This is a genomic window from Gorillibacterium timonense (assembly GCF_001457415.1).
GTDB classification, from domain to species: domain Bacteria; phylum Bacillota; class Bacilli; order Paenibacillales; family NBRC-103111; genus Gorillibacterium; species Gorillibacterium timonense.
In genome coordinates this window covers 32,754-52,990 of record NZ_LN881723.1, presented here as the reverse complement: position 1 = coordinate 52,990, position 20,237 = coordinate 32,754, and the positions used below count along the sequence as shown (strand labels likewise).

General features: G+C 57.7%; 16 protein-coding genes. All 16 read left to right on the top strand.

All coding sequences use genetic code 11. The features are described from left to right. Nucleotides 1-245: 245 nt before the first annotated feature. Nucleotides 246-3,020, top strand: coding sequence for a calcium-translocating P-type ATPase, SERCA-type (locus BN2684_RS07995; protein ID WP_058301661.1), 2,775 nt, complete (start codon nt 246-248; stop codon nt 3,018-3,020). Between the two features lie 185 nt (nt 3,021-3,205). Further along, the gene (dapF, locus tag BN2684_RS07990; protein ID WP_058301660.1) at nt 3,206-4,036 is read left to right on the top strand and encodes a diaminopimelate epimerase; all 831 of its coding nucleotides are present in this window, start codon (nt 3,206-3,208) and stop codon (nt 4,034-4,036) included. A gap of 45 nt (nt 4,037-4,081) precedes the next feature. Beyond that, nucleotides 4,082-5,968, top strand: coding sequence for a bifunctional homocysteine S-methyltransferase/methylenetetrahydrofolate reductase (locus BN2684_RS07985; RefSeq protein WP_058301659.1), 1,887 nt, complete (start codon nt 4,082-4,084; stop codon nt 5,966-5,968). Between the two features lie 184 nt (nt 5,969-6,152). Beyond that, the gene (locus tag BN2684_RS07980) at nt 6,153-7,034 is read left to right on the top strand and encodes a YicC/YloC family endoribonuclease (protein ID WP_058301658.1); all 882 of its coding nucleotides are present in this window, start codon (nt 6,153-6,155) and stop codon (nt 7,032-7,034) included. A 61-nt stretch (nt 7,035-7,095) separates the two neighbouring features. Then, nucleotides 7,096-7,356, top strand: coding sequence for an extracellular matrix/biofilm regulator RemA (remA, locus tag BN2684_RS07975; protein WP_040948586.1), 261 nt, complete (start codon nt 7,096-7,098; stop codon nt 7,354-7,356). Further along, nucleotides 7,346-7,987 carry a guanylate kinase gene (gene gmk, locus BN2684_RS07970; protein WP_058301657.1) on the top strand — a complete coding sequence of 214 codons (642 nt, stop codon included), beginning with the start codon at nt 7,346-7,348 and terminating at the stop codon, nt 7,985-7,987. The genes remA and gmk overlap by 11 nt, the downstream gene beginning before the upstream one ends. Next, entirely contained in the window at nt 7,988-8,203 is a 216-nt protein-coding gene (rpoZ, locus tag BN2684_RS07965) for a DNA-directed RNA polymerase subunit omega (RefSeq protein ID WP_058301656.1), read from the top strand. It begins immediately after the preceding gene. A 133-nt stretch (nt 8,204-8,336) separates the two neighbouring features. Next, nucleotides 8,337-9,551, top strand: a complete 1,215-nt coding sequence (gene coaBC / locus BN2684_RS07960; RefSeq protein WP_058301655.1) for a bifunctional phosphopantothenoylcysteine decarboxylase/phosphopantothenate--cysteine ligase CoaBC — start codon at nt 8,337-8,339, stop codon at nt 9,549-9,551. Further along, on the top strand, nt 9,551-12,199 hold the full coding sequence (gene priA / locus BN2684_RS07955; RefSeq protein ID WP_058301654.1) for a primosomal protein N': 2,649 nt from the start codon (nt 9,551-9,553) through the stop codon (nt 12,197-12,199). Before coaBC ends, priA begins: the two co-directional genes overlap by 1 nt. A gap of 85 nt (nt 12,200-12,284) precedes the next feature. After that, nucleotides 12,285-12,776 carry a peptide deformylase gene (gene def, locus BN2684_RS07950; RefSeq protein ID WP_058301653.1) on the top strand — a complete coding sequence of 164 codons (492 nt, stop codon included), beginning with the start codon at nt 12,285-12,287 and terminating at the stop codon, nt 12,774-12,776. Nucleotides 12,777-12,781: 5 nt separating this feature from the next. After that, complete coding sequence (fmt, locus tag BN2684_RS07945; RefSeq protein ID WP_187385769.1) at nt 12,782-13,771, top strand: methionyl-tRNA formyltransferase; 990 nt, start codon at nt 12,782-12,784, stop codon at nt 13,769-13,771. Beyond that, nucleotides 13,768-15,321 (top strand): 16S rRNA (cytosine(967)-C(5))-methyltransferase RsmB, encoded by a 1,554-nt coding sequence (gene rsmB, locus BN2684_RS07940; protein WP_058301652.1) that lies wholly within the window; start codon nt 13,768-13,770, stop codon nt 15,319-15,321. Before fmt ends, rsmB begins: the two co-directional genes overlap by 4 nt. Before the next feature lie 85 nt (nt 15,322-15,406). Further along, entirely contained in the window at nt 15,407-16,462 is a 1,056-nt protein-coding gene (gene rlmN, locus BN2684_RS07935) for a dual-specificity RNA methyltransferase RlmN (protein WP_058301651.1), read from the top strand. Nucleotides 16,463-16,467: 5 nt separating this feature from the next. Continuing rightward, a complete protein-coding gene (locus tag BN2684_RS07930; protein WP_058301650.1) occupies nt 16,468-17,226 on the top strand; it encodes a Stp1/IreP family PP2C-type Ser/Thr phosphatase in 759 nt (252 codons plus the stop codon). 2 nt (nt 17,227-17,228) lie between these two features. After that, a complete protein-coding gene (gene pknB, locus BN2684_RS07925) occupies nt 17,229-19,340 on the top strand; it encodes a Stk1 family PASTA domain-containing Ser/Thr kinase (RefSeq protein WP_058301649.1) in 2,112 nt (703 codons plus the stop codon). Nucleotide 19,341: 1 nt separating this feature from the next. Then, nucleotides 19,342-20,235 carry a ribosome small subunit-dependent GTPase A gene (gene rsgA, locus BN2684_RS07920; protein ID WP_058301648.1) on the top strand — a complete coding sequence of 298 codons (894 nt, stop codon included), beginning with the start codon at nt 19,342-19,344 and terminating at the stop codon, nt 20,233-20,235. Nucleotides 20,236-20,237: the final 2 nt, after the last annotated feature.

The following is a 20,237-nucleotide window of genomic DNA, read 5'->3' as shown; positions in this document are numbered from 1 at the left end:
AATGCATGTCTGCAAGCCTGTTCTTGGGACAATCTTAAGCCCTCAGGTGCTAATCGAGTGCCTGTCTGAATAAAGTTAGATAGAGTCTGTCCACGCTCTGTCCGGTCCAGCCTACCAAAAAGCTTACGATGCGGCCGGCGCGGGGGCATACACGACTATCGGAAAGGGGCCATGTTCATGGAGGCCCCAAACGCGCCACAGAGGAGAGAACGGCAAGGGCAGCAAACACGTGGGAGGGAATGCGAGTGAGTCAGAAAAAATGGTACAACCTGACGGCGGAGGGCTCGCTCCGGGAACAGGGCACCGACCTGACGAAAGGGTTGGCTCCGGAAGAAGCGGCCCGAAGGGAGAATGAAGTCGGCTTGAACGTCCTTGCGGAGGGCAAAGGTATTTCTCCTTTCCTGCTTTTTCTGAACCAGTTCAAGGATTTTATGGTTCTTGTGCTCATGGGAGCCACCCTCGTGTCGGGGCTTCTCGGGGAATACCTGGATGCCATCACGATCATGGCCATCATTTTGTTGAACGGCGTGCTCGGCTTCTTGCAGGAATTTCGAGCGGAGCGTTCTCTCAAAGCGTTGAAGGAGCTGTCTGCGCCTCATGCCAGGGTATTGCGGGGGGGCGTTGTACATTCGGTTCCGGCGAAGTCGCTCGTACCGGGCGACATCGTGATCCTAGAGAGCGGCGACCGGATTCCGGCCGATCTCCGTTTCCTGGAAGCAAACGGGATCTACGCGGAAGAGTCGGCTTTAACAGGCGAATCCATTCCCGTTTCCAAGCATATCGAGGCCCTTCAGGATGCAGAGCTGCCTCCGGGCGACCAGCGCAATCTCGGCTTTATGGGCACCATGATCACCCGCGGTACAGGGAAAGGGCTCGTTATTCGCACGGGCATGGAAACGGAAATGGGCAAGATCGCCAGTCTGATCCAGGGGACCGACGAGATGGATACGCCGCTGCAGCACCGGCTGGAGCAGCTCGGTAAGATCCTGATTCTGCTCTCCATCGGACTTACCGTTGCTGTTGTTCTTGCGGGGATCATGCACGGGCAGCCACCTTATACCATGTTTCTCGCCGGGGTCAGCTTGGCGGTGGCCGCGATTCCCGAAGGGCTTCCGGCCATCGTCACCATCGCACTCGCTCTCGGCGTTCAACGGATGATCAAACGCAACGCCATCGTCCGTAAGCTGCCTTCGGTGGAAACCCTCGGCTGCGCCTCCGTCATCTGTTCGGACAAGACCGGCACGCTGACCCAAAACAAAATGACTGTCACCCATCTGTGGGCAGGCGGCCAATTGATGGAAGTGACCGGTGAAGGTTATGCACCGTTCGGCGAGATCCGAGTAGACGGAAAGCCGCTCGATATCCGCAAGGATCAAACGCTTCGCCGGTTTATGCAGACGGCGGTCTTGTGCAACAACGCACATCTGCGGGAAGAAGAAACGGAAGTCAAAGGGAAAAGAGAGAAGGATCGGGTCAAGTCGGAGTGGAAGGTGGAAGGGGATCCCACAGAAGGCGCACTCGCCGTTCTCGGTGCGAAAGTCGGGGTATCGGCTTCCTCGCAGGAGGGGCTGTACCGGCGGCTTCGCGAATTCCCCTTTGACTCGACCCGCAAGCGAATGTCGGTTCTGGTCGAGCATCAGGGCGGCAGGCTCGTCTTGGCCAAGGGAGCTCCCGATGTCTTGATGGAGCAATGCTCCTATGTCCTATGGGATAACAAGATCCTCCCTTTCACGGGAACCTTGAGGCAAAAGATCGTTTCCGCCAACGAAGCGATGGCTCAGTCGGCTTTAAGGGTCCTCGCCTTAGCCTACAGAGAGGTAAAGCCGGCGGAACGCATCGACACGGAAGATTCGGCGGAGAGCAATCTGGTCTTCATCGGCCTCGCCGGGATGATGGATCCGCCGCGCAAGGAAGTCCGGGATGCTATTCACAGCTGCCGCCGGGCGGGCATCAAAACCGTGATGATTACTGGCGATCACCAGTCGACGGCGGAAGCCATCGCCCGCCAACTGGGAATGATTCCAACGGGAGGAATCACGCTGAACGGTGTTCAACTGGAAGCCCTCACCGACGAGCAGCTGGACGCCAAGATCAATGACATCTACGTCTATGCGCGGGTGTCGCCCGAGCACAAGCTGCGGATTGTGAAGTCGCTACAGCGGGTAGGCCATACGGTCGCGATGACCGGAGACGGCGTCAATGACGCTCCAGCGATCAAAGCGGCGGATATCGGCATCTCCATGGGGCAAAACGGAACGGACGTCGCCAAGGAAGCGTCTGCGCTGGTGCTGAGCGACGACAATTTCTCCACCATCGTAGCCGCGATCGAAGAGGGAAGAGGCATTTACGAGAATATCCGCAAGTTTATCCGGTATCTGCTCGCGTCCAATGTGGGCGAGATCCTCACGATGTTTTTCGCGATGATGCTGGGGCTGCCTCTGCCGCTCCTGCCCATCCAGATTCTCTGGGTGAACCTCGTGACCGACGGGCTGCCGGCCATGGCGCTCGGTGTCGATCAGGCGGAGAAGGACCTCATGCAGCACAAGCCGCGCCCCGCTCGGGAAAATATTTTCGCCCGTCGGCTCGGTTGGAAGATCGTCAGCCGCGGGACCTTGATCGGACTCTGCACACTGGCCGCTTTCTGGATCTCCCTGCTTCCTGCTCCGGGTGATCCCGCCCAGCTTCTGAAAGCTCAATCCGTCGCTTTTGCCACCCTTGTCATGGCGCAGTTGATCCACGTGTTCGACTGCCGCAGCTCGAGGTCCATTTTTCACCGCAACCCGCTGCAGAACAAGTACCTGGTTGCCGCCGTGTTGTCCTCTGTGATTCTCATGCTGGGCGTGCTCTATTTGCCGGTTCTGCAGCCGATCTTCAAGACAGTGTACCTCGGGCTTCAGGACTGGCTGTTGATCCTGGTCGCCGCCGCCATCCCCACCTTCCTGATGGGCTTCGGGAGCGTCTTCTCAAAACCAAAGGCCAAGCCCCTCAAGGTTGGCTTGTCCGGCGGTAAAAGAGCGTAAGCAGAAAGAACGGTAATAGGAATAGAATAGAACGGGCAGAATGCGAAACGGCTTGCATTCTGCCCGTTTTCCGTTAGAATATGCAGAAAGCGAACGTTCGGAATAATCGTTGACCAGGACGCGTTCAACCCTAATCGTATGGATATGTTTTGACGCTAGGGATCAGATACTGGAGGGTGTCACGAATGGAATTTGTCAAGATGCAGGGGATCGGAAACGATTTTATTATCATCTATGGAGAGAAGGCTCTCCCTGCGGATGCTTCGGAATTTGCCAAGCGCTGGTGTGATCGCCATTTCGGCATCGGAGCGGACGGAGTCGTCTATTTGCTGCCTTCGGCTGAAGCCGACATGATGATGCGGATTATCAATTCAGACGGAACGGAGCCGGAACAGTGCGGAAATGCCATCCGTTGCGCTGCGAAATATTTGTTCGACCGGGCGATTGTTCCCCGGACCTTGATGACAATCGAGACGATCGGAGCTGGCGTTCAGCCGGTTGAGATCACCGTGGCCGACGGCATGGCAGCGGCGGTTCGGGTCGACATGGGCAAACCGATTCTGAATGCAGCTGCCATTCCCACGACTTTGGAAGGAGAATCGATCGTCGATCAGGTACTGGAAGCCGGGGGAAGAGAATTCCGCTTTACCGCTGTGTCCATGGGCAATCCGCATTGCGTGATCTTCACGGAACAGGCCGAACAAGTGAATTTGGCGGAATGGGGCCCGATTCTGGAGCATCACCCCGCATTTCCGCGCAAAACAAATGTCGAGTTCGTGACCGTCCGTTCGCCGGAGCATCTGATCATGCGGGTGTGGGAACGGGGAGCCGGATCGACGCTCGCCTGCGGCACGGGCGCTTGTGCGTCTTTGGTCGCTGCGGTATTGAACGGCCATTCGCCACGCAAAGCCACGGTATCTCTCGCCGGAGGAGATCTTACGATCGAATGGAGCGAAGAAGACGGTCGGGTCTACATGACCGGACCAGCCGAGGAAGTTTTCCGAGGCACGCTTTGAGTTGGAGCTCGACCTCGTACTAGACCGAAAGAAGGAGAGCTTGGAATGAAACCGGATTTACGCACCGCATTGCACAATGGGGCTCTGGTCGGAGACGGGGCCATGGGAACTTACTTATATCAGATGGGTTTTCCGGTCGGCATTCCCTATGAAGAATTCAATCTGATCCGACCCGATGTCATCATGGACATTCATCGGCAGTATTACGAAGCAGGCGCTCGGGTAATCGAAACGAACACCTTCTCCGCCAATCGCGAAAAGCTCGCCAAGTTCGGCCTAGAAGAGGAGACGGCGGCCATCAATCGTGAAGGCGTCCTTCTCGCTCGCAAAGCGGTTGGCGAAGATGCCTATGTCGTGGGGGCGGTCGGTTCTCTGCGAGGCGGGAGGCGCCGAAGGATCAGCGACGAGACGATTCAGCAGGCCTTCACCGAGCAGATTGGCGCTCTTTTGGAAGCGGGTGCGGACGGCATCCTGCTGGAAACGTTCTACGAGTTATCCGAGATGCTCGCCGCCGTTCGCACGGTTCGCAAGCTTAGCGATACGGTGCTGATCTGCCAATTTGCTACAGACGGCAGCGGTACGACTCAGGACGGTATTCCCTTTCCAACAGCCTTCCGCCAGCTGCAGGAGGAAGGGGCGGATATCATCGGCTTCAACTGCCACAGCGGACCGGACGGCATCCGGCGTGCCATTGAAAAGCTGGATTCGCTCCCGGAGCTTCCGCTCTCCGTCTATCCCAATGCCGGACTCCCCGGTATTGAGGAGGGGAAGGTGACTTACCGGGCCGAGCCGGATTACTTTGCGGATAAGGTTCCCGGGTTTATGGAACGCGGCGTGCGGCTGATCGGCGGCTGCTGCGGGACGACTCCCGAGCATGTAGCGGCCATCACGCAAGCTTTGCGAAGCTACGCCGAGGCAGGATGGGTCGCCGATCCGCCGGCGGTGCAGGTCACCCAGCCCGCTTCGAATCAAGTGCCGGCCGAGAAACGGCCCGTCTATTCGGCGAGAGCGGTCACCCCCGTTGCGCCGGTCGAGCCCTCTCTCATTGATCTGGTCAAGCGGCGGCATACCGTCATCGTCGAGCTCGACTCCCCACGCGACCTGTCCATCGACCGCTATATGAAGGCATCGGCGGAGCTGCGGGATGCGGGAGTGGATGCCCTCACCATGGCGGACAACTCGCTAGCCATGACGCGCGTGAGCAACTTGTCCGTCGGGCATTTGGTGAAGGACAAGCTCGGCGTTCGCCCGCTGCTTCACGTCGCATGCCGCGACCGCAATGCCATCGGCACCCAGTCGCATCTGATGGGCATGCATGCGATGGGCATCCGCCATGTTCTGGCAGTGACCGGCGATCCGGCCCGGGTTGGCGATCTGCCGGATGCAAGCTCGGTGTTCGACATGAATTCGCTCGACCTCATCCGCATGATGCGTCAGCTCAATGAGGGGGTCGCCTATTCCGGCAAGCCACTCAAGGAGAAGGCAAGCTTTGTGATCGGGGCCGCTCTGGACCCTAACGTGAAATATTTGGATAAGGCCATCCAGCGCATGGAGAAGAAAATCGAGGCCGGGGCTCATTTTTTTATGACCCAACCGGTATACGACCCGGAGAAAATAGAAAAGCTGTATGAAGCTACGAGACATTTGGACGCTCCGGTTTTCATCGGCATCATGCCTCTCATGAGCGAGCGTAACGCCGAATTTCTCCATCATGAGGTGCCCGGTATCCGAATCCCAGAGAATATTCGCAATCGGATGAAGGGGTTGTCAGGAGCCGAAGGTCGTGCAGCGGGCGTCGAAATTGCCAGAGAGCTTGCGGATACGGCCGTCCGTTATTTCAACGGGATCTATTTGATGACACCGATGCTGTTCTCGGATATGACAGCCGAGCTTACCCGGCATATTCGGGAGCAGGCTGCACAGCTCAGGTGAATGATGGGGATTGGCAACATCCACCGTCAGCCAGTGACATAGGATCATCCGGCCGATAGGGTGACAGCGTTCTAGAAGGAATTATCCAGCGAGAAAATGCGATTATCGTGCGAATATCGGGCAAAAAGATAGAGGTTGCGGGAATCTTGCCGATATTCTAAAATAGGATATCGGAAGTGATGCTATGATTCGAAGTATGACAGGATTTGGGCAGGCGCTGAGGACGGGGAACGGGTATACGGTCCGCATCGAAATGAAGACGGTCAATCACCGGTACAGTGAGATCGCCATTCGATTGCCCAGAGAGCTGCTTTCGATGGAAGAGGCTCTGAAGCAGGAAGTGAGGCGGCTAGTCAAAAGGGGAAGAACGGACGCCTCGATCACCATAGACCGGGAAACCGGAGACTCCTCGGCTTTTCATGTGAACTGGGAGGCGGCGGATCGCTACTTGGCAGCCGCGGAGGAAATCGCACGGCGTTATGGGCTGCATTCCGACATCTCCGTTCATGAGATTTTGGCCATACCGGACCTGCTGATAAAACGGGAAGCGCCTGAAACAGACAGCGACGCTCTTCACGAGCTCGTCCTCGACGGCTTCGGCGAAGCGGCCGAGCATCTGCTTGCCATGCGAGAGACCGAAGGAAGACACCTTCAAGAAGATTTGCAGGAGAGGCTTGCCGTTCTGCGCACTTACCGGGATGAACTGGCTGTCCGAGCTCCGCAGATTGTCCATGGTTATCGGGAGCGGCTCACCATGCGGCTTCGCGAGCTGCTGGACAGTATCCCACTTGACGAGCAGCGCGTCGCCATGGAAGCCGCCATTTTTGCAGAACGATGCAATGTAGACGAAGAGCTTACCCGACTGACGAGTCATTTCGGACAATTTGCCGAGCTGCTGCGATCGGAGGAGCCTTCGGGCCGTAAGCTGGATTTTCTCATCCAGGAAATGAACCGGGAGATCAACACCGTCGGCTCCAAAGCGGGCGATGCCGGAATGGCGGGCATCGTCGTTGAAATGAAAGCGGAGCTGGAGAAGATCCGCGAGCAGGTACAAAATATCGAGTGACGGATATGACCCGCGCCATACAGCATTCATCATGCCGGGACACCTTCATGGGAGGAACCAAATGGCCATCAAACTCATCAATATCGGATTCGGCAATATCGTTTCGGCGAACCGCATCATCTCCATCGTAAGTCCGGAATCGGCGCCGATCAAGCGGATCATCCAAGAAGCGCGCGACCGTCACATGCTGATTGATGCAACGTACGGAAGACGCACGCGAGCTGTTATCATAACGGACAGCGATCACGTGATCCTATCCGCCGTTCAGCCCGAGACCGTCGCTCACCGACTTTCGAATAAGGACGACGACAATGACGAATAGCAGCCAGCTTGCGCAAACCAAAGAACGGGGCATCCTGATCGTGCTATCCGGCCCTTCGGGTGTCGGCAAAGGGACGGTTTGTTCCGCTTTGAGGGAACGGACGAGTGATCTTATCTATTCCGTATCCGCCACGACCCGCATTCCTCGCGAGGGGGAACGGGAAGGCGTCAATTATTTTTATCGTACGAAAGAGCAATTTCTCTCCATGATTGAGAAGGATGAATTGCTCGAATGGGCGGAGTACGTGGGGAATTACTATGGCACACCAAAGGAATTTGTCGTGAAGACCCTTGAAGAAGGCAAGGACATCATCCTTGAAATCGATGTTCAAGGGGCTCTAACCGTGAAGCAAAAGTTTCCTGAGGGTGTCTTTCTATTCCTGCTCCCTCCTTCGTTTGATGAGCTTGAATCGAGGATTATCGGTCGGGGTACGGAATCCGAAGAAGTGATCGCGGATCGTATGGTAGCGGCTCGCTATGAAATGGAGCTCGTCAAGCATTATGACTATGCGATCGTGAATGACCAGGTCGACCTGGCATGCAGCCGCATTCAGGCGATCTTGACCGCCGAGCATTGCAAGCGGGAGCGGTTTATGCCCGCCATCCAAAAATGGTTAGAAGAGGTGCATTGAATGTTATACCCGTCGATTGACAAGTTGCTGGATAAAGTTGATAGTAAGTACTCCCTGGTTGTCGCCGTCTCCAAGCGAGCGCGCATGCTGAGAGAGGGAGCCCATCAGGAGATCGTAAACCCGAAAGCTCACAAAATGGTCGGAGTGGCTCTTGAAGAGCTGTACGGAGGCCAAATTTCTTACGAAAAGATTCAAAGCAAGGAAACGGTTAAATAAAGAATCGTTCGACCCATTCGAGATTCAACACATTCGAGATAACAACCGCAGGGTTGTTATTTTTTTCCTGTGAAGGGTTTTTGAAAGTCGATAATCCGGCCGATCGGCAGGGAGATACGGGAGGGTGACACGGATGAAGGGCAAGACGATCATTTTGGGGGTATGCGGAGGAATCGCGGCTTATAAAGCGGCTGCACTCTGCAGCAAACTGACGCAGGCGGGAGCGAAGGTGCATGTCGTGATGACGGAATCGGCGACCAAGCTCGTCGCCCCCGCCACATTTCAAGCGTTATCGCATGAAGCCGTGCGAGTAGACACCTTTGACGAGCTGGATCCGAAAGTGATTTCGCACATCGATCTGGCCGACCGGGCGGACGCGGTGGTGATTGCTCCGGCGACCGCCAACATGCTGGCCAAGATGGCGCACGGCATTGCCGATGATATGCTCAGCACGATTTTGCTTGCCACCACCTCCCCGATCCTGGCGGCTCCGGCCATGAATGTACATATGTACGCTCATCCCGCTACACAGGCGAACATGGAGATTCTGCGGGAGCGAGGGGTTCAGTTCATCGAGCCGGGAGTCGGCCAGCTCGCTTGCGGCTACGTGGGCAAAGGCCGCCTGGAAGAACCGGAAGCGATCGTTGAGTACGTCAAAGCGCATTTCGCCTCTCTTGAAGCTCCCAAGCTGCTCGCAGGCAAGAAGGTCATGATAACCGCAGGCGGGACCGTAGAACGGCTCGACCCCGTTCGCTATTTCACCAATGATTCCTCGGGCAAAATGGGCTTTGCACTGGCGGAAGCAGCGAGAGACATGGGGGCGGACGTCACGCTGATCGCCGCACGCGTGTCCGAAGCGTTCCCTTCGGATGTCACGGTGATCCGGGCCGAGTCTGCTTTGGAGATGGAAGCGGAGGTCTTGTCCCGATACAACGAGATGGATCTGGTGGTCAAGGCCGCAGCAGTGGCCGATTATCGTCCTTCTGAGACCGCTGCGCAAAAGATCAAGAAAACCGGCGAGACCCTGAATGTGACGTTGGTGAAGAATCCCGATATCCTCGAAGAGCTGGGCCGGCGGAAGGAGCATCAATTCCTAATCGGCTTTGCGGCGGAAACGGAACAGCTGGAGAGCTATGCCATGGACAAGCTGGTGCGCAAAAATTGCGATCTGCTTGTCGCCAATGACGTCTCCCAAGATCAGGCCGGCTTCGGTAAGGATACGAATATCGTCACCATCTTCGATAAGAACGGCCCTGCGCTTGCGCTTCCTGTGCTCGGTAAGCGCGAGACGGCGAATCGCATCCTGCAAGTGGCGGCAGAACGGATGAACGCCGGAGGAAAAGCATAATGTACGCCAAAGTCGTCGTCGACGTGGCTGCCAAGCAGACCAATCGCCCCTTCGACTATATCGTGCCACCGGCTCTTGAGCCCTGGATCGAAGTCGGCAGCCGCGTAGGCGTTCCCTTCGGTCCGCGAACCGTGCTCGGATTCGTCGTCGAGCTGTCGGTTGAGTCGGAGGTGGACCGCAAACGGCTAAAGGCTGTCGATCATGTGCTGGATATGTATCCTCCGCTCACGCCAGAGCTGGTTGAGCTTGCCCGCTGGATGAGCAGGACCTACCTGTGCCATGAGCTGACTGCGCTGCAGGCGATGATTCCCGCCGCGCTCAAAGCGAAATACGAGCGGCAGGTCACGCTGAGCGACAGCGTCAGCGACAATCCATGGCAGCTTCGCGTGACCGGCCAGGATGAAATCATCTCCTTCATCCAAGAGAAGGGGAGCGTTTCCCTGGATGCCCTGCTGCAACGATTCCCCGAAGAGAGCTTATGGATCCGCGAGCAGATTCGAACCGGGGTTATGGAAGAGACTCAAGCGATTCGCAACCGGATGGCCAAGAAAAAGGCCCTCACGGTATTCCCGCCACAGGATGCCACATCACTCGCAGCTTACGCAGAGGAACTGCCCGCACAAGCCTCGCGGCAAAAGGAAGTGCTGCTGCACCTTGCGAAGCACCCACTGCCTATACGGTTGACCGAGCTCATGGTACAGCTGAATGTGGGAGCCGGCACGGTCAAGAGCCTCGCGGACAAAGGTTGGCTGGAGCTCCGAGAGGTGGAGGTGCTGCGCGATCCTTATGCCGGCCGCCATTTCGCCCGCACGTCTCCGCTCGCGCTCACACCTGAGCAGCAGGCGGTGTTCGAGCCGATTCGGCAGGCTGTCGTGCGCTCGCGCCAAGAAGTCTTTCTCCTGCACGGCGTAACGGGCAGCGGCAAGACGGAGGTGTACCTTCAGGCGATTCAGCAATGCCTCGACCTGGATAAGGAAGCCATCGTGCTCGTTCCCGAAATCTCGCTTACCCCGCAGATGGTTGAACGGTTTAAGGGACGGTTCGGAGACGAGGTGGCGGTTCTGCACAGCCGTCTTTCCACGGGGGAACGCTATGATGAGTGGCGCAAGATCAGCATGAAGCTCGTTCGCGTCGTGATCGGCGCACGCTCTGCCGTATTCGCCCCGTTTACCCGGCTCGGCTTGATCATCATCGACGAAGAGCATGAAACCTCCTATAAGCAGGAGGAAAGTCCGAAGTACCACGCCCGAGAAGTGGCGGTGGAGCGGGCTCGCGCCCATCAGGCGACGGTCGTGCTGGGCTCCGCCACCCCGTCCCTGGAGAGCTATTACCGAGCGCTGCCGGTGCCGCCGCCGGGGAGTACCCTTGCCGCTAAGGAAGCGGCGGCAGCCGGGCAGAGCGCAATCCCGGGGCGAATGCCTCAGGATTCCCGCCTCGCCACTCCCTCGGCTGCTTATCCTGGCCCGCCATATCGCCTCCTGACGATGGCCGAGCGCGTTGAAAACAGACCGCTGCCGCCGGTTCATATTGTAGACATGAGAAATGAGCTCTCCGAAGGCAATCGCTCGATGTTCAGCCGGCCGCTGCACAAGGCGCTAGGCGAACGCTTGGAGCGTGGAGAGCAATCCGTGCTGCTGCTCAATCGCCGGGGGTATTCCACCTTCGTCATGTGCCGCACCTGCGGATTTACGCTGCAATGCCCTCATTGCGACATCTCGCTAACCTATCACCAAAGCTCCAGGCTCGTCCGCTGCCATTACTGCGGTTATACGGAGCGACAGCCCGAAGCTTGTCCGGATTGCGGCAGCAAGCACATTCGCTATTTCGGCACCGGTACGCAGAAGGTTGAGGAGGAGCTTGCTAAGCTATATCCCGGCATCCGTGTCATCCGCATGGATGTCGATACGACGACCGAGAAGGGCTCCCACGAGAAGTGGCTGACCCTCTTCCGCAAAAAGCAGGCTGATGTCCTGCTCGGCACGCAGATGGTAGCGAAGGGGCTCGATTTTCCCGATGTGACGCTAGTCGGGGTCATCGCGGCGGATACCGTGCTCGGACTGCCGGATTTCCGGGCGGCGGAGCGCACCTTCCAGCTGTTGACGCAGGTGGCGGGACGAGCGGGCCGGCATCAGCTTCCCGGAGAGGTGTTCGTCCAAACCTACAACCCCGATCATTACAGCATCCTCCGCTCGGCGCAGCATGATTATATCGGCTTCGTGGAGGAAGAGCTGGCCGTTCGGCAGGTATGCGGATATCCGCCTTATTGCGGGCTGATCCTCGTCACTCTGTCGCACACGGATATCCAGAAGCTGGTTCGCGCGGCGGAAGCCTTCGCCCACAAGCTTCGTGACTTGGCCAAGCTGGAAGGGGTCTACAAGGATTCATCGGCTCCTGTCCCCATGGATTTGTTTGCAGGGTTGCCGGATGGGGGAGGGCTTCCTCCCGAAGGGGAAGTGGAGGTTCTCGGGCCTGTCGCTTCGCCAATCCCCCGCATCAAAGATAGATATCGGTTTCGCTGCATGGTAAAATATCGGGGAAGCGCCGCTGTCTCGAGGCTTGTGGACAAAGCGGCTGCCGCCTTCGATGAGGAATGCGCCAAGGACAACTTGCAGATCAGCATTGACGTGGATCCGCTCATGCTCATGTGAGGATTGGCCGAATTCTGCTTGGCTCGGCATGAGCCGGCGATTCTGGAAATACACATTTTTATAAAGCGAGAGGAAGGTGGTTGGCATGGCCATCCGCATTATCGTAAAACAACCCGATCCGGTGCTTCGCCAAACGGCGAAGCCCGTTCCGAAGATTACCCCGAATATCCAGAAGCTGCTCGATGACATGGCCGACACGATGTACGATGCGCCTGGCGTCGGTCTCGCCGCTCCGCAGATCGGAATTCTGAAGCGCGCCATCGTCATGGACGTGGGGGATGAGCACGGCTTGATTCAGTTGGTGAACCCTGAAATCTTCTTCAAAGAAGGCGAGCAGCTGGGACCGGAAGGCTGCCTGAGCATTCCCGGACTCCTCGGCGATGTGAAGCGCGCCCAGAGGGTGAAGGTGCGAGGAATCGACCGTGAGGGCAATGAAGTGGAAATTGAGGGAACCGACCTGCTAGCCCGCTGCATCCAGCATGAAGTGGACCATTTGAACGGCGTCTTGTTTACGGATATCGCCGTGAAGGTCTACAACGAGCCGGAGGATGATGAGGAGGCAGAGGGCGAGTCATGAGCCGTGTGAAGATCTTGTTCATGGGAACTCCTGATTTTGCCGTGCCTTCGCTTCGGGTTCTGCTGGAAGAAGGCTACGAAATCGTCGGAGTCGTCACGCAGCCCGATCGGCCGAAGGGGCGCAAACGGGTGTTGACGCCCACTCCGGTGAAGGTGGAAGCGCTGGAGCACGGCATTCCCGTGCTCCAGCCGGAGCGCCTTCGCCGTCCGGAAGCGGTGGCCAAGGTAGCCGCGCTTGCGCCGGATCTGATCGTCACCGCAGCCTACGGCCAAATCCTGCCGAAAGCGGTGCTGGAGCTGCCGAGGCTTGGCTGCATCAACGTTCACGGCTCGCTGCTTCCCAAATACCGGGGCGGCGCGCCTATTCAGTATGCCGTCATGAATGGAGATGCGGAATCCGGCGTCACGATCATGTACATGGCCGAGGGGATCGACACGGGAGATATGATCAGCAAGGTTGTTGTCCCGATTACGGACGAGGATACAGCAGGTACTTTGTTCGACAAGCTAAGCGTAGAAGGCGCCGAACTCTTGCGCCGCACGCTGCCGGAGCTGATCGCCGGGAAGATCACCGCAGTACCGCAGAATGTAGCGGAAGCCACGCATTCCCCGACCATCAAGCGGGAGGATGAACAGCTGGATTGGTCGCGTCCGGCGAACGTGCTGTTCAACCAGATTCGCGGGTTGAACCCGTGGCCGGTAGCCTATACGCTGCATAACGGCGAGGTGTTTAAGGTGTGGATGGCCGCTCCCCCGAAGGGACAAGCCGATTCGACCGCTGGGTCCGCTTCGGCGCAAAGCTTGCCGGGAACCGTTCTGACTGTGAACGGGGATGGGATCGAGGTTGCTACCGGGAACGGAACGCTCTGGCTTACGGAAGTTCAACCTTCCGGACGCAAAGCGATGGACGCCGCCGCTTATGGCCGCGGAGGAGGAATCCGTCCGGGGGATGTGCTCGGAGCGGATGCTTCGCTGGAAGGAGCGGACGGCCTATGAGCGAACGCAGAGGACAGGCTCCGGGGTCTCCGAGGAAGACGGCCGCCAAGCAACCGGCCGATCGCAAGCCATCGCAAGCAAAGTTAGCAGGTAGCGCGCGAGAAGCGGCTTTGGACATCTTGACAAGAGTCGAGAAGGACCGGTCCTACAGCAATCTGCTGCTCGGTAACACCCTGGAACGGTTGTCGCTTTCGCGAGCCGATGCGGGGCTTGCCACCGAATTGGTTTACGGGACGATCCAACGGAAGAATACGATCGATTATCATCTAGCGCGCTTCGTCAAGGGAGGGCTGGTCAAGCTTGAGCCGTGGGTGTTGAGCCTATTGCGCATGAGCTTTTACCAGCTTGTCTTTTTGGACCGGATTCCCGCGCACGCGGCGGTGAGTGAAGCGGTCAATATCGCGAAGCGGCGGGGACATTCCGGCATTTCCGGCATGGTCAACGGAGTACTGCGCTCGATTCTTCGTCAGAAGGACCAGCTTGCGCTGGCTGAGGGGCTTTCGGAGAGTGAGCGGATTGCATTAACCCAGTCCCATCCGGAATGGTTAGTCAACCGATACGTTGCCCGATACGGAGAGGCGGCAGCGGAAGCCATCCTCGCCGCAAACAACGAGGCTCCCCACGCGAGCGTTCGGGTGAACCGGTTGAAGACGTCGCCGGATCAACTGGCGCGGGAGATGGCGGTGAACGGATTGGATGCGCATCTCTCGGAATTACCTGTTCCCGGCCTCGTCATTGAAAGCGGCGGAAATATGGCCGGAACCGATTGGTTCAAGAACGGGATGCTGAGCCTGCAGGACGAAAGCTCCATGCTTGTGGCGGAAGCGCTCGCGCCTGAACCGGGGATGCGTGTTCTCGATTGCTGCGCGGCTCCGGGCGGCAAAACGGCTCATCTCGCCGAGGCGATGGAGAACACGGGAGAAGTCGTCTCCTGCGACGTCCACCCGCACAAGGAAGCGCTCATCGCCGGGCAGGCGAAGCGGCTCGGCCTTAGCATCGTGAAGACGGTGGTCTCCGACGCGCGCGAATTGTCCAAGCAGTATCCCCCGGAGAGCTTCGATTGCATTCTGCTGGACGCTCCTTGCTCGGGACTAGGTGTCATCCGCCGCAAGCCGGAGCTGAAATGGACCAAGCGGGAAGAGGAGATTGCGGAGCTGGCAGCCCTTCAACAGGAGTTGCTGGAAGCGGTTCACGGGCTGCTGAAGCCGGGTGGCGTGCTCGTCTACAGCACCTGCACGACCGAACCGGAGGAAAACAGCGCCCAAGTGACAGCCTTCCTCAATCGGCATCCGGAGTTCCACCCGGTGTCTTTTCCGGAGAAGCTCATTCACGGATTCGCTTCGGTTCAACCGGCGACTGTTTCCGAGCCGCTTTCAGAGAATGCGACTAAGCAAGCTACGGCCGGCCGGCGGCGTCCATCGGCCGAGAGGATCGCTGTTCTGACCGATGAGGCGCGCGGAGGGACTCTGCAGCTGCTGCCAAGCGATTTTGGGACGGATGGCTTTTTTATCGCCCGATTGGGCAAAGCTCCCCGACCTATGGTAAAATAAAGGGATGAATGAACGCACGGGCTCGGTTCGCATAACCGTTCCGGGATAAGCGAAACGTTCAAACTTTCGATTTAGGTGGGATCTTGTGAAACCGTTCATCTACGATTTGACATATGAAGACTGGCAGGTTTGGGCGAAGGAGAACAAGGAGCCCTCTTTTCGTGCGGGGCAAATCTTCGACTGGCTGTATGCCAAACGGGTAAGTCGCTTCGAGGATATGACCAATCTCTCCAAAGCCTTGAGGGATAAGCTGGCGGAGCAATTTCAATTCGTCACGCTGAACGAGATCGCTCAGCAATCCTCTCAAGACGGAACCGTGAAATTCCTCTTTGAGCTTCAGGACAAAAACGCGATCGAAACCGTCATCATGAAGCATGATTACGGCAACAGCGTCTGCGTGACCACGCAGGTGGGCTGCCGGGTCGGCTGCACCTTCTGCGCTTCGACGCTCGGCGGTCTGAAGCGGGATCTCGCCCCCGGCGAAATTATCGCCCAGGTCGTCAAAGCTCAGCAGATGCTGGATGCGACCGGGGAGAGGGTGAGCAGCATCGTCGTCATGGGGATTGGCGAGCCGTTCGAGAATTACGACGCCACGATGAAATTCCTCCGGGTGATGATTCACGAGAAGGGACTCGCGATCGGCCAGAGGCACATCACCGTGTCGACGAGCGGAATCGCTCCGAACATTATCCGCTTCGCGGACGAGGACACGCAGATCAACCTAGCGCTTTCGATCCACGCCCCGAACGATGCTCTTCGCTCGAAGCTGATGCCGGTGAACCGGCGGTTTCCGCTTGCCGAAGTGATTGAAGCCTGCAAGTACTACGTAGAGAAAACCGGAAGGCGCATCACGTTTGAATACGCTCTGATGGGCGGAGTGAACGACCAGCCGGAGCATGCGGAGGAACTGGCCGCGCTTCTCAAGGAGCATGTTCCGCTCAGCCACGTGAACTTGATTCCGGTGAACTATGTGCATGAGCGAAAGTTTACGCGCACCTCGCGAAACGACATCTTCGAATTCCAGCGCGTGCTGGAGCGCGGCAAAATCAACGCGACGATCCGCCGGGAACAGGGCAGCGATATCGCGGCGGCATGCGGACAGCTGCGTGCCAAACATATGGATTCAAGTGCCAAGAGGTGATGGGGATGAGAACAGCCAGCAGAACCGACATCGGCAACGTCCGTGTCGTGAATGAAGATCGAGCCCTGGTAGTGCCCGAGCTTCAAGGATTAACCTTGGCGATTGTGGCCGACGGGATGGGAGGACATCAAGCGGGGGACACGGCGAGTCAGCTCGCCGTAGAGCTGATCCACGAACGACTGCATGGCATTGAGCCGGACGAACCGAGTGCAGTGAACGAGGAGAAGCTGGCTGCTGCGATCGCTTCGGCCAATACTCGCATCTACGAGATGGCCCGCTCTCAGGAACAGTTTAACGGCATGGGCACGACCGTCGTGGTCGTCCTGGCGGACGCAAACGGATTGCTAGTGGCCCATATCGGAGACAGCCGCGCGTACTTGTATCAGGATGGCAAGCTGGCTCAGCTCACCGAGGACCATTCGCTCGTCTATGAGCTGGTCCGTTCCGGTCAGTTGACCAAGGAGGAAGCGGAGAAGCATCCGCGGCGGAATGTTCTGATTCGCGCTCTCGGCACCGATGCGAGCGTAAATGCCGACATCCGCTATTATCCGTGGAAGCCGGGCGATATCGCGCTGCTCTGCAGCGATGGACTCAGCGGGATGATCTCCGAGCCGGTAATCGAGCAATTGCTCGGCGCTGGCCGCGATCTTGAGAAGACAGCGGATTCGCTCGTAGAGCTAGCGCTCGCGGAAGGCGGAGACGATAACATTACGGTTGTTTTGCTGGAAAATGCTCCGGCGGAACCGGCCCAGGTAGGAGGATGACGATGATCGGTCAAACGCTCGCCGGACGCTACGAAATACTTGACCGAGTAGGCGGGGGAGGAATGGCCCTTGTCTATAAAGCTCGCGACATTCTTCTCAACCGGATTGTCGCCGTCAAGGTGCTCCGCCCCCAATTTGTGCACGACGAGGAATTCATTCAACGTTTTCGCAGAGAGGCCCAATCGGCTGCCGCCCTGTCCCATCCCAATATCGTAAGCATCTACGACGTGGGGCAGCGGGAAGACATTCATTATATCGTTATGGAGTATGTGGAAGGGTATACGCTCAATGATCTGATTAAAGAAAAGGCTCCCCTGCAGGTGGAGGAAGCCGTCAATATCGCTTCCCAAATCTGCGACGCGCTCGACCATGCCCACAGCAACCAGATCATCCACCGAGACATCAAGCCGCACAATATCCTCATCGGCCGCAATGGGCGGGTGAAGGTAACGGACTTCGGGATCGCCCGGGCCGGCGCCTCCTCCAGCATCACGCAGACGGGCTCTGTGGTGGGATCGGTTCATTATTTTTCGCCTGAGCATGCAAAAGGCACCGCAGCTGGAGCCAAGTCCGACATCTACTCCCTGGGGATCGTGCTGTATCAGATGCTGACGGCCAAACTTCCCTTTTCGGGAGAAAGTCCTGTCAGCGTAGCGCTTAAGCATCTGCAGGAGAATGTGGAGGAGCCCCGCCGGGTGAATCCGCTTATCCCGCAGAGCGTCGAGAACATCATTCTGAAAGCCATGCGCAAAAATCCGGACAACCGGTACCGGTCCGCGAAGGAAATGCTGACGGATCTCGAATCCTGCCTCCGTCCGGAGCGCCGCAACGAACCGAAGCGGGTTTTCCAGGAGATCGACGAAGAAGACGAGGAGCGGACGCGTGTGATTCCAGCGATCCGTCCCGACAGCAGCTATTCGGCTCCCCGTAAGGAGGAATACCGTCCCTCTTCCCAAGCTCCTGCGCCCAAGAAGAAAATATGGGTGAAACCCGCCATTTGGGCCGGTATTTTCATCATCGTAGTGGTGGGGCTTCTCATCGCCGCTCAGCAAGTGAAGAAGATGGCGGCTCCCGAAGACATTACGATTCCGGATGTCACCGGCAAGAGCTACAACGAAGCCGTTCAGATCTTGGACGAGGCGAAGCTGAAGGCCGAGCGCAACGACAAGAGCGATCCGAAGGTCGAGAAAGACATCGTCATCAGCCAAAACCCAACAGGCGGTCCCGGCTCGATGAAGGTGAAGCCCGATTACGTGGTTCAGCTCTATGTCAGCACCGGTCCGGACTCGGTTGCCATCGATAACTTTGTCGGCCTCAAGCTGGAGGATGCCGTCTCGGCATTGGCCGCGCTCGGGATGGATCCGGCACGCATAACCGAAGAGCCGGAGTTCTCCGACAAGGAGGAGGGCACGATTGTGGAGCAATCCGTGAAAGCGGGCGATCCTTTCAATCCGCTCAAGGACAGCATCACCTTCAAGACGAGTCAAGGGCGCGAGGTTGCAACGATGCCGAATCTGGTCGGCAAGAAGCTCAGCGTCGCCAAAGATATGCTGGCTGCGAGAGGGCTTAAAGTGAGCGACAACAACATTGTCAAGCGGGCTAACTTCGACCAGCCCGAAGGTATCGTCTTCGAACAGCATCCCTATAATGAAGGCGATGAGGTTGATGCCGGAGCGACGAACATCACGCTCTATGTGTCGACAGGGCAGCCGTCCGACGCGGCGGACTGGTCGATCGATCTTCCGATTGCCCCGGCTAAGGCCGGTCAAGCTTCCACGGTGCGCATCGAAGTGAGCGATGCTCGCTCCGACAACCGCATCGTCGACACGAAGCAAATCAAGGAAGAGACGGTGCTCAACGTTCCGTTTACGGTGACCAAGGACGTTCCGGCGAAGATCAAGGTGTTCCGCGACAATGCTTTGTTCCTGCAACAAACGTTTACGTACCAGAACTACCTTGATTCCAAGTCGGTCCCGACCACGACTCCTACCCCGACCGCAACGGAAACGCCGAGCGCCGGAAATTCGGAGCCAAGTTCTCCTACTCCATCGAACGGTGAAGCGACGCCGGTATCCGGCAGCGCGAATCCTGAAGCTACCGAGAAGGGAAACTGATATGGCGAAAGGCTTAATCGTCAAAGCATTGAGCGGGTATTACTACGTGCTTCCGGAGGGGCAAGCCCCGGGGACGGAAGCGCTCGTGCAATGCCGGGCCCGAGGAATTTTCAAAAAACACAAAGTCTCTCCACTTGTCGGTGATCGAGTCGACTTCAGCCTGACCGAGAACGGGGAGGGCACCGTCGACGCGATCGGAGAAAGAACGAGCGAGCTCATTCGTCCGCCGATTGCGAACACAGAGCTGGCCGTTCTCGTCTTTTCCGTTCAGGAGCCGGCCTTCAACGACCAACTGCTGGACAAATTTCTCGTCCACATCGAGAAGGCCGGGCTCGACACGGTGATCGTTCTAACCAAGACGGATTTGAAGCCGGAGGATACGGAGTGGGTATCCCGCATTGAACCTTACCGTCGGATGGGGTATGACATCTTCATCACCAGCTCGAAGCAGATGGAGGGCATTGATGCCGTACGCGCCCGATTGTCCGGTACGGTCAGCGTCTTTGCCGGTCAATCGGGCGTCGGGAAGTCATCCCTGGTCAACGCTCTGCTTCCCGGGCTCAAGCTAGCGACCGACGAGATCAGCATGAGGCTCGGCCGCGGCAAGCATACCACCCGGCATGTGGAGCTCATCCCGCTGAACGGCGGCTGGGTTGCCGATACTCCCGGTTTCAGCCAACTCGATTTTCTCGAGCTGGAAGCGGAGGAACTGTCGGATTGCTTCCGGGATTTGCACACTTACGCTCCGGCGTGCCGCTTTCGCGGCTGCCTGCATCACAAGGAGCCGGGCTGCGCTGTCCGGGCTGCGGTGGAACAAGGAGAACTCGCCTCTTGGAGGTACGAGCATTACCTGCAGTTTTTGACGGAAATCAAGGAACGTAAACGGAGGTATTAGAT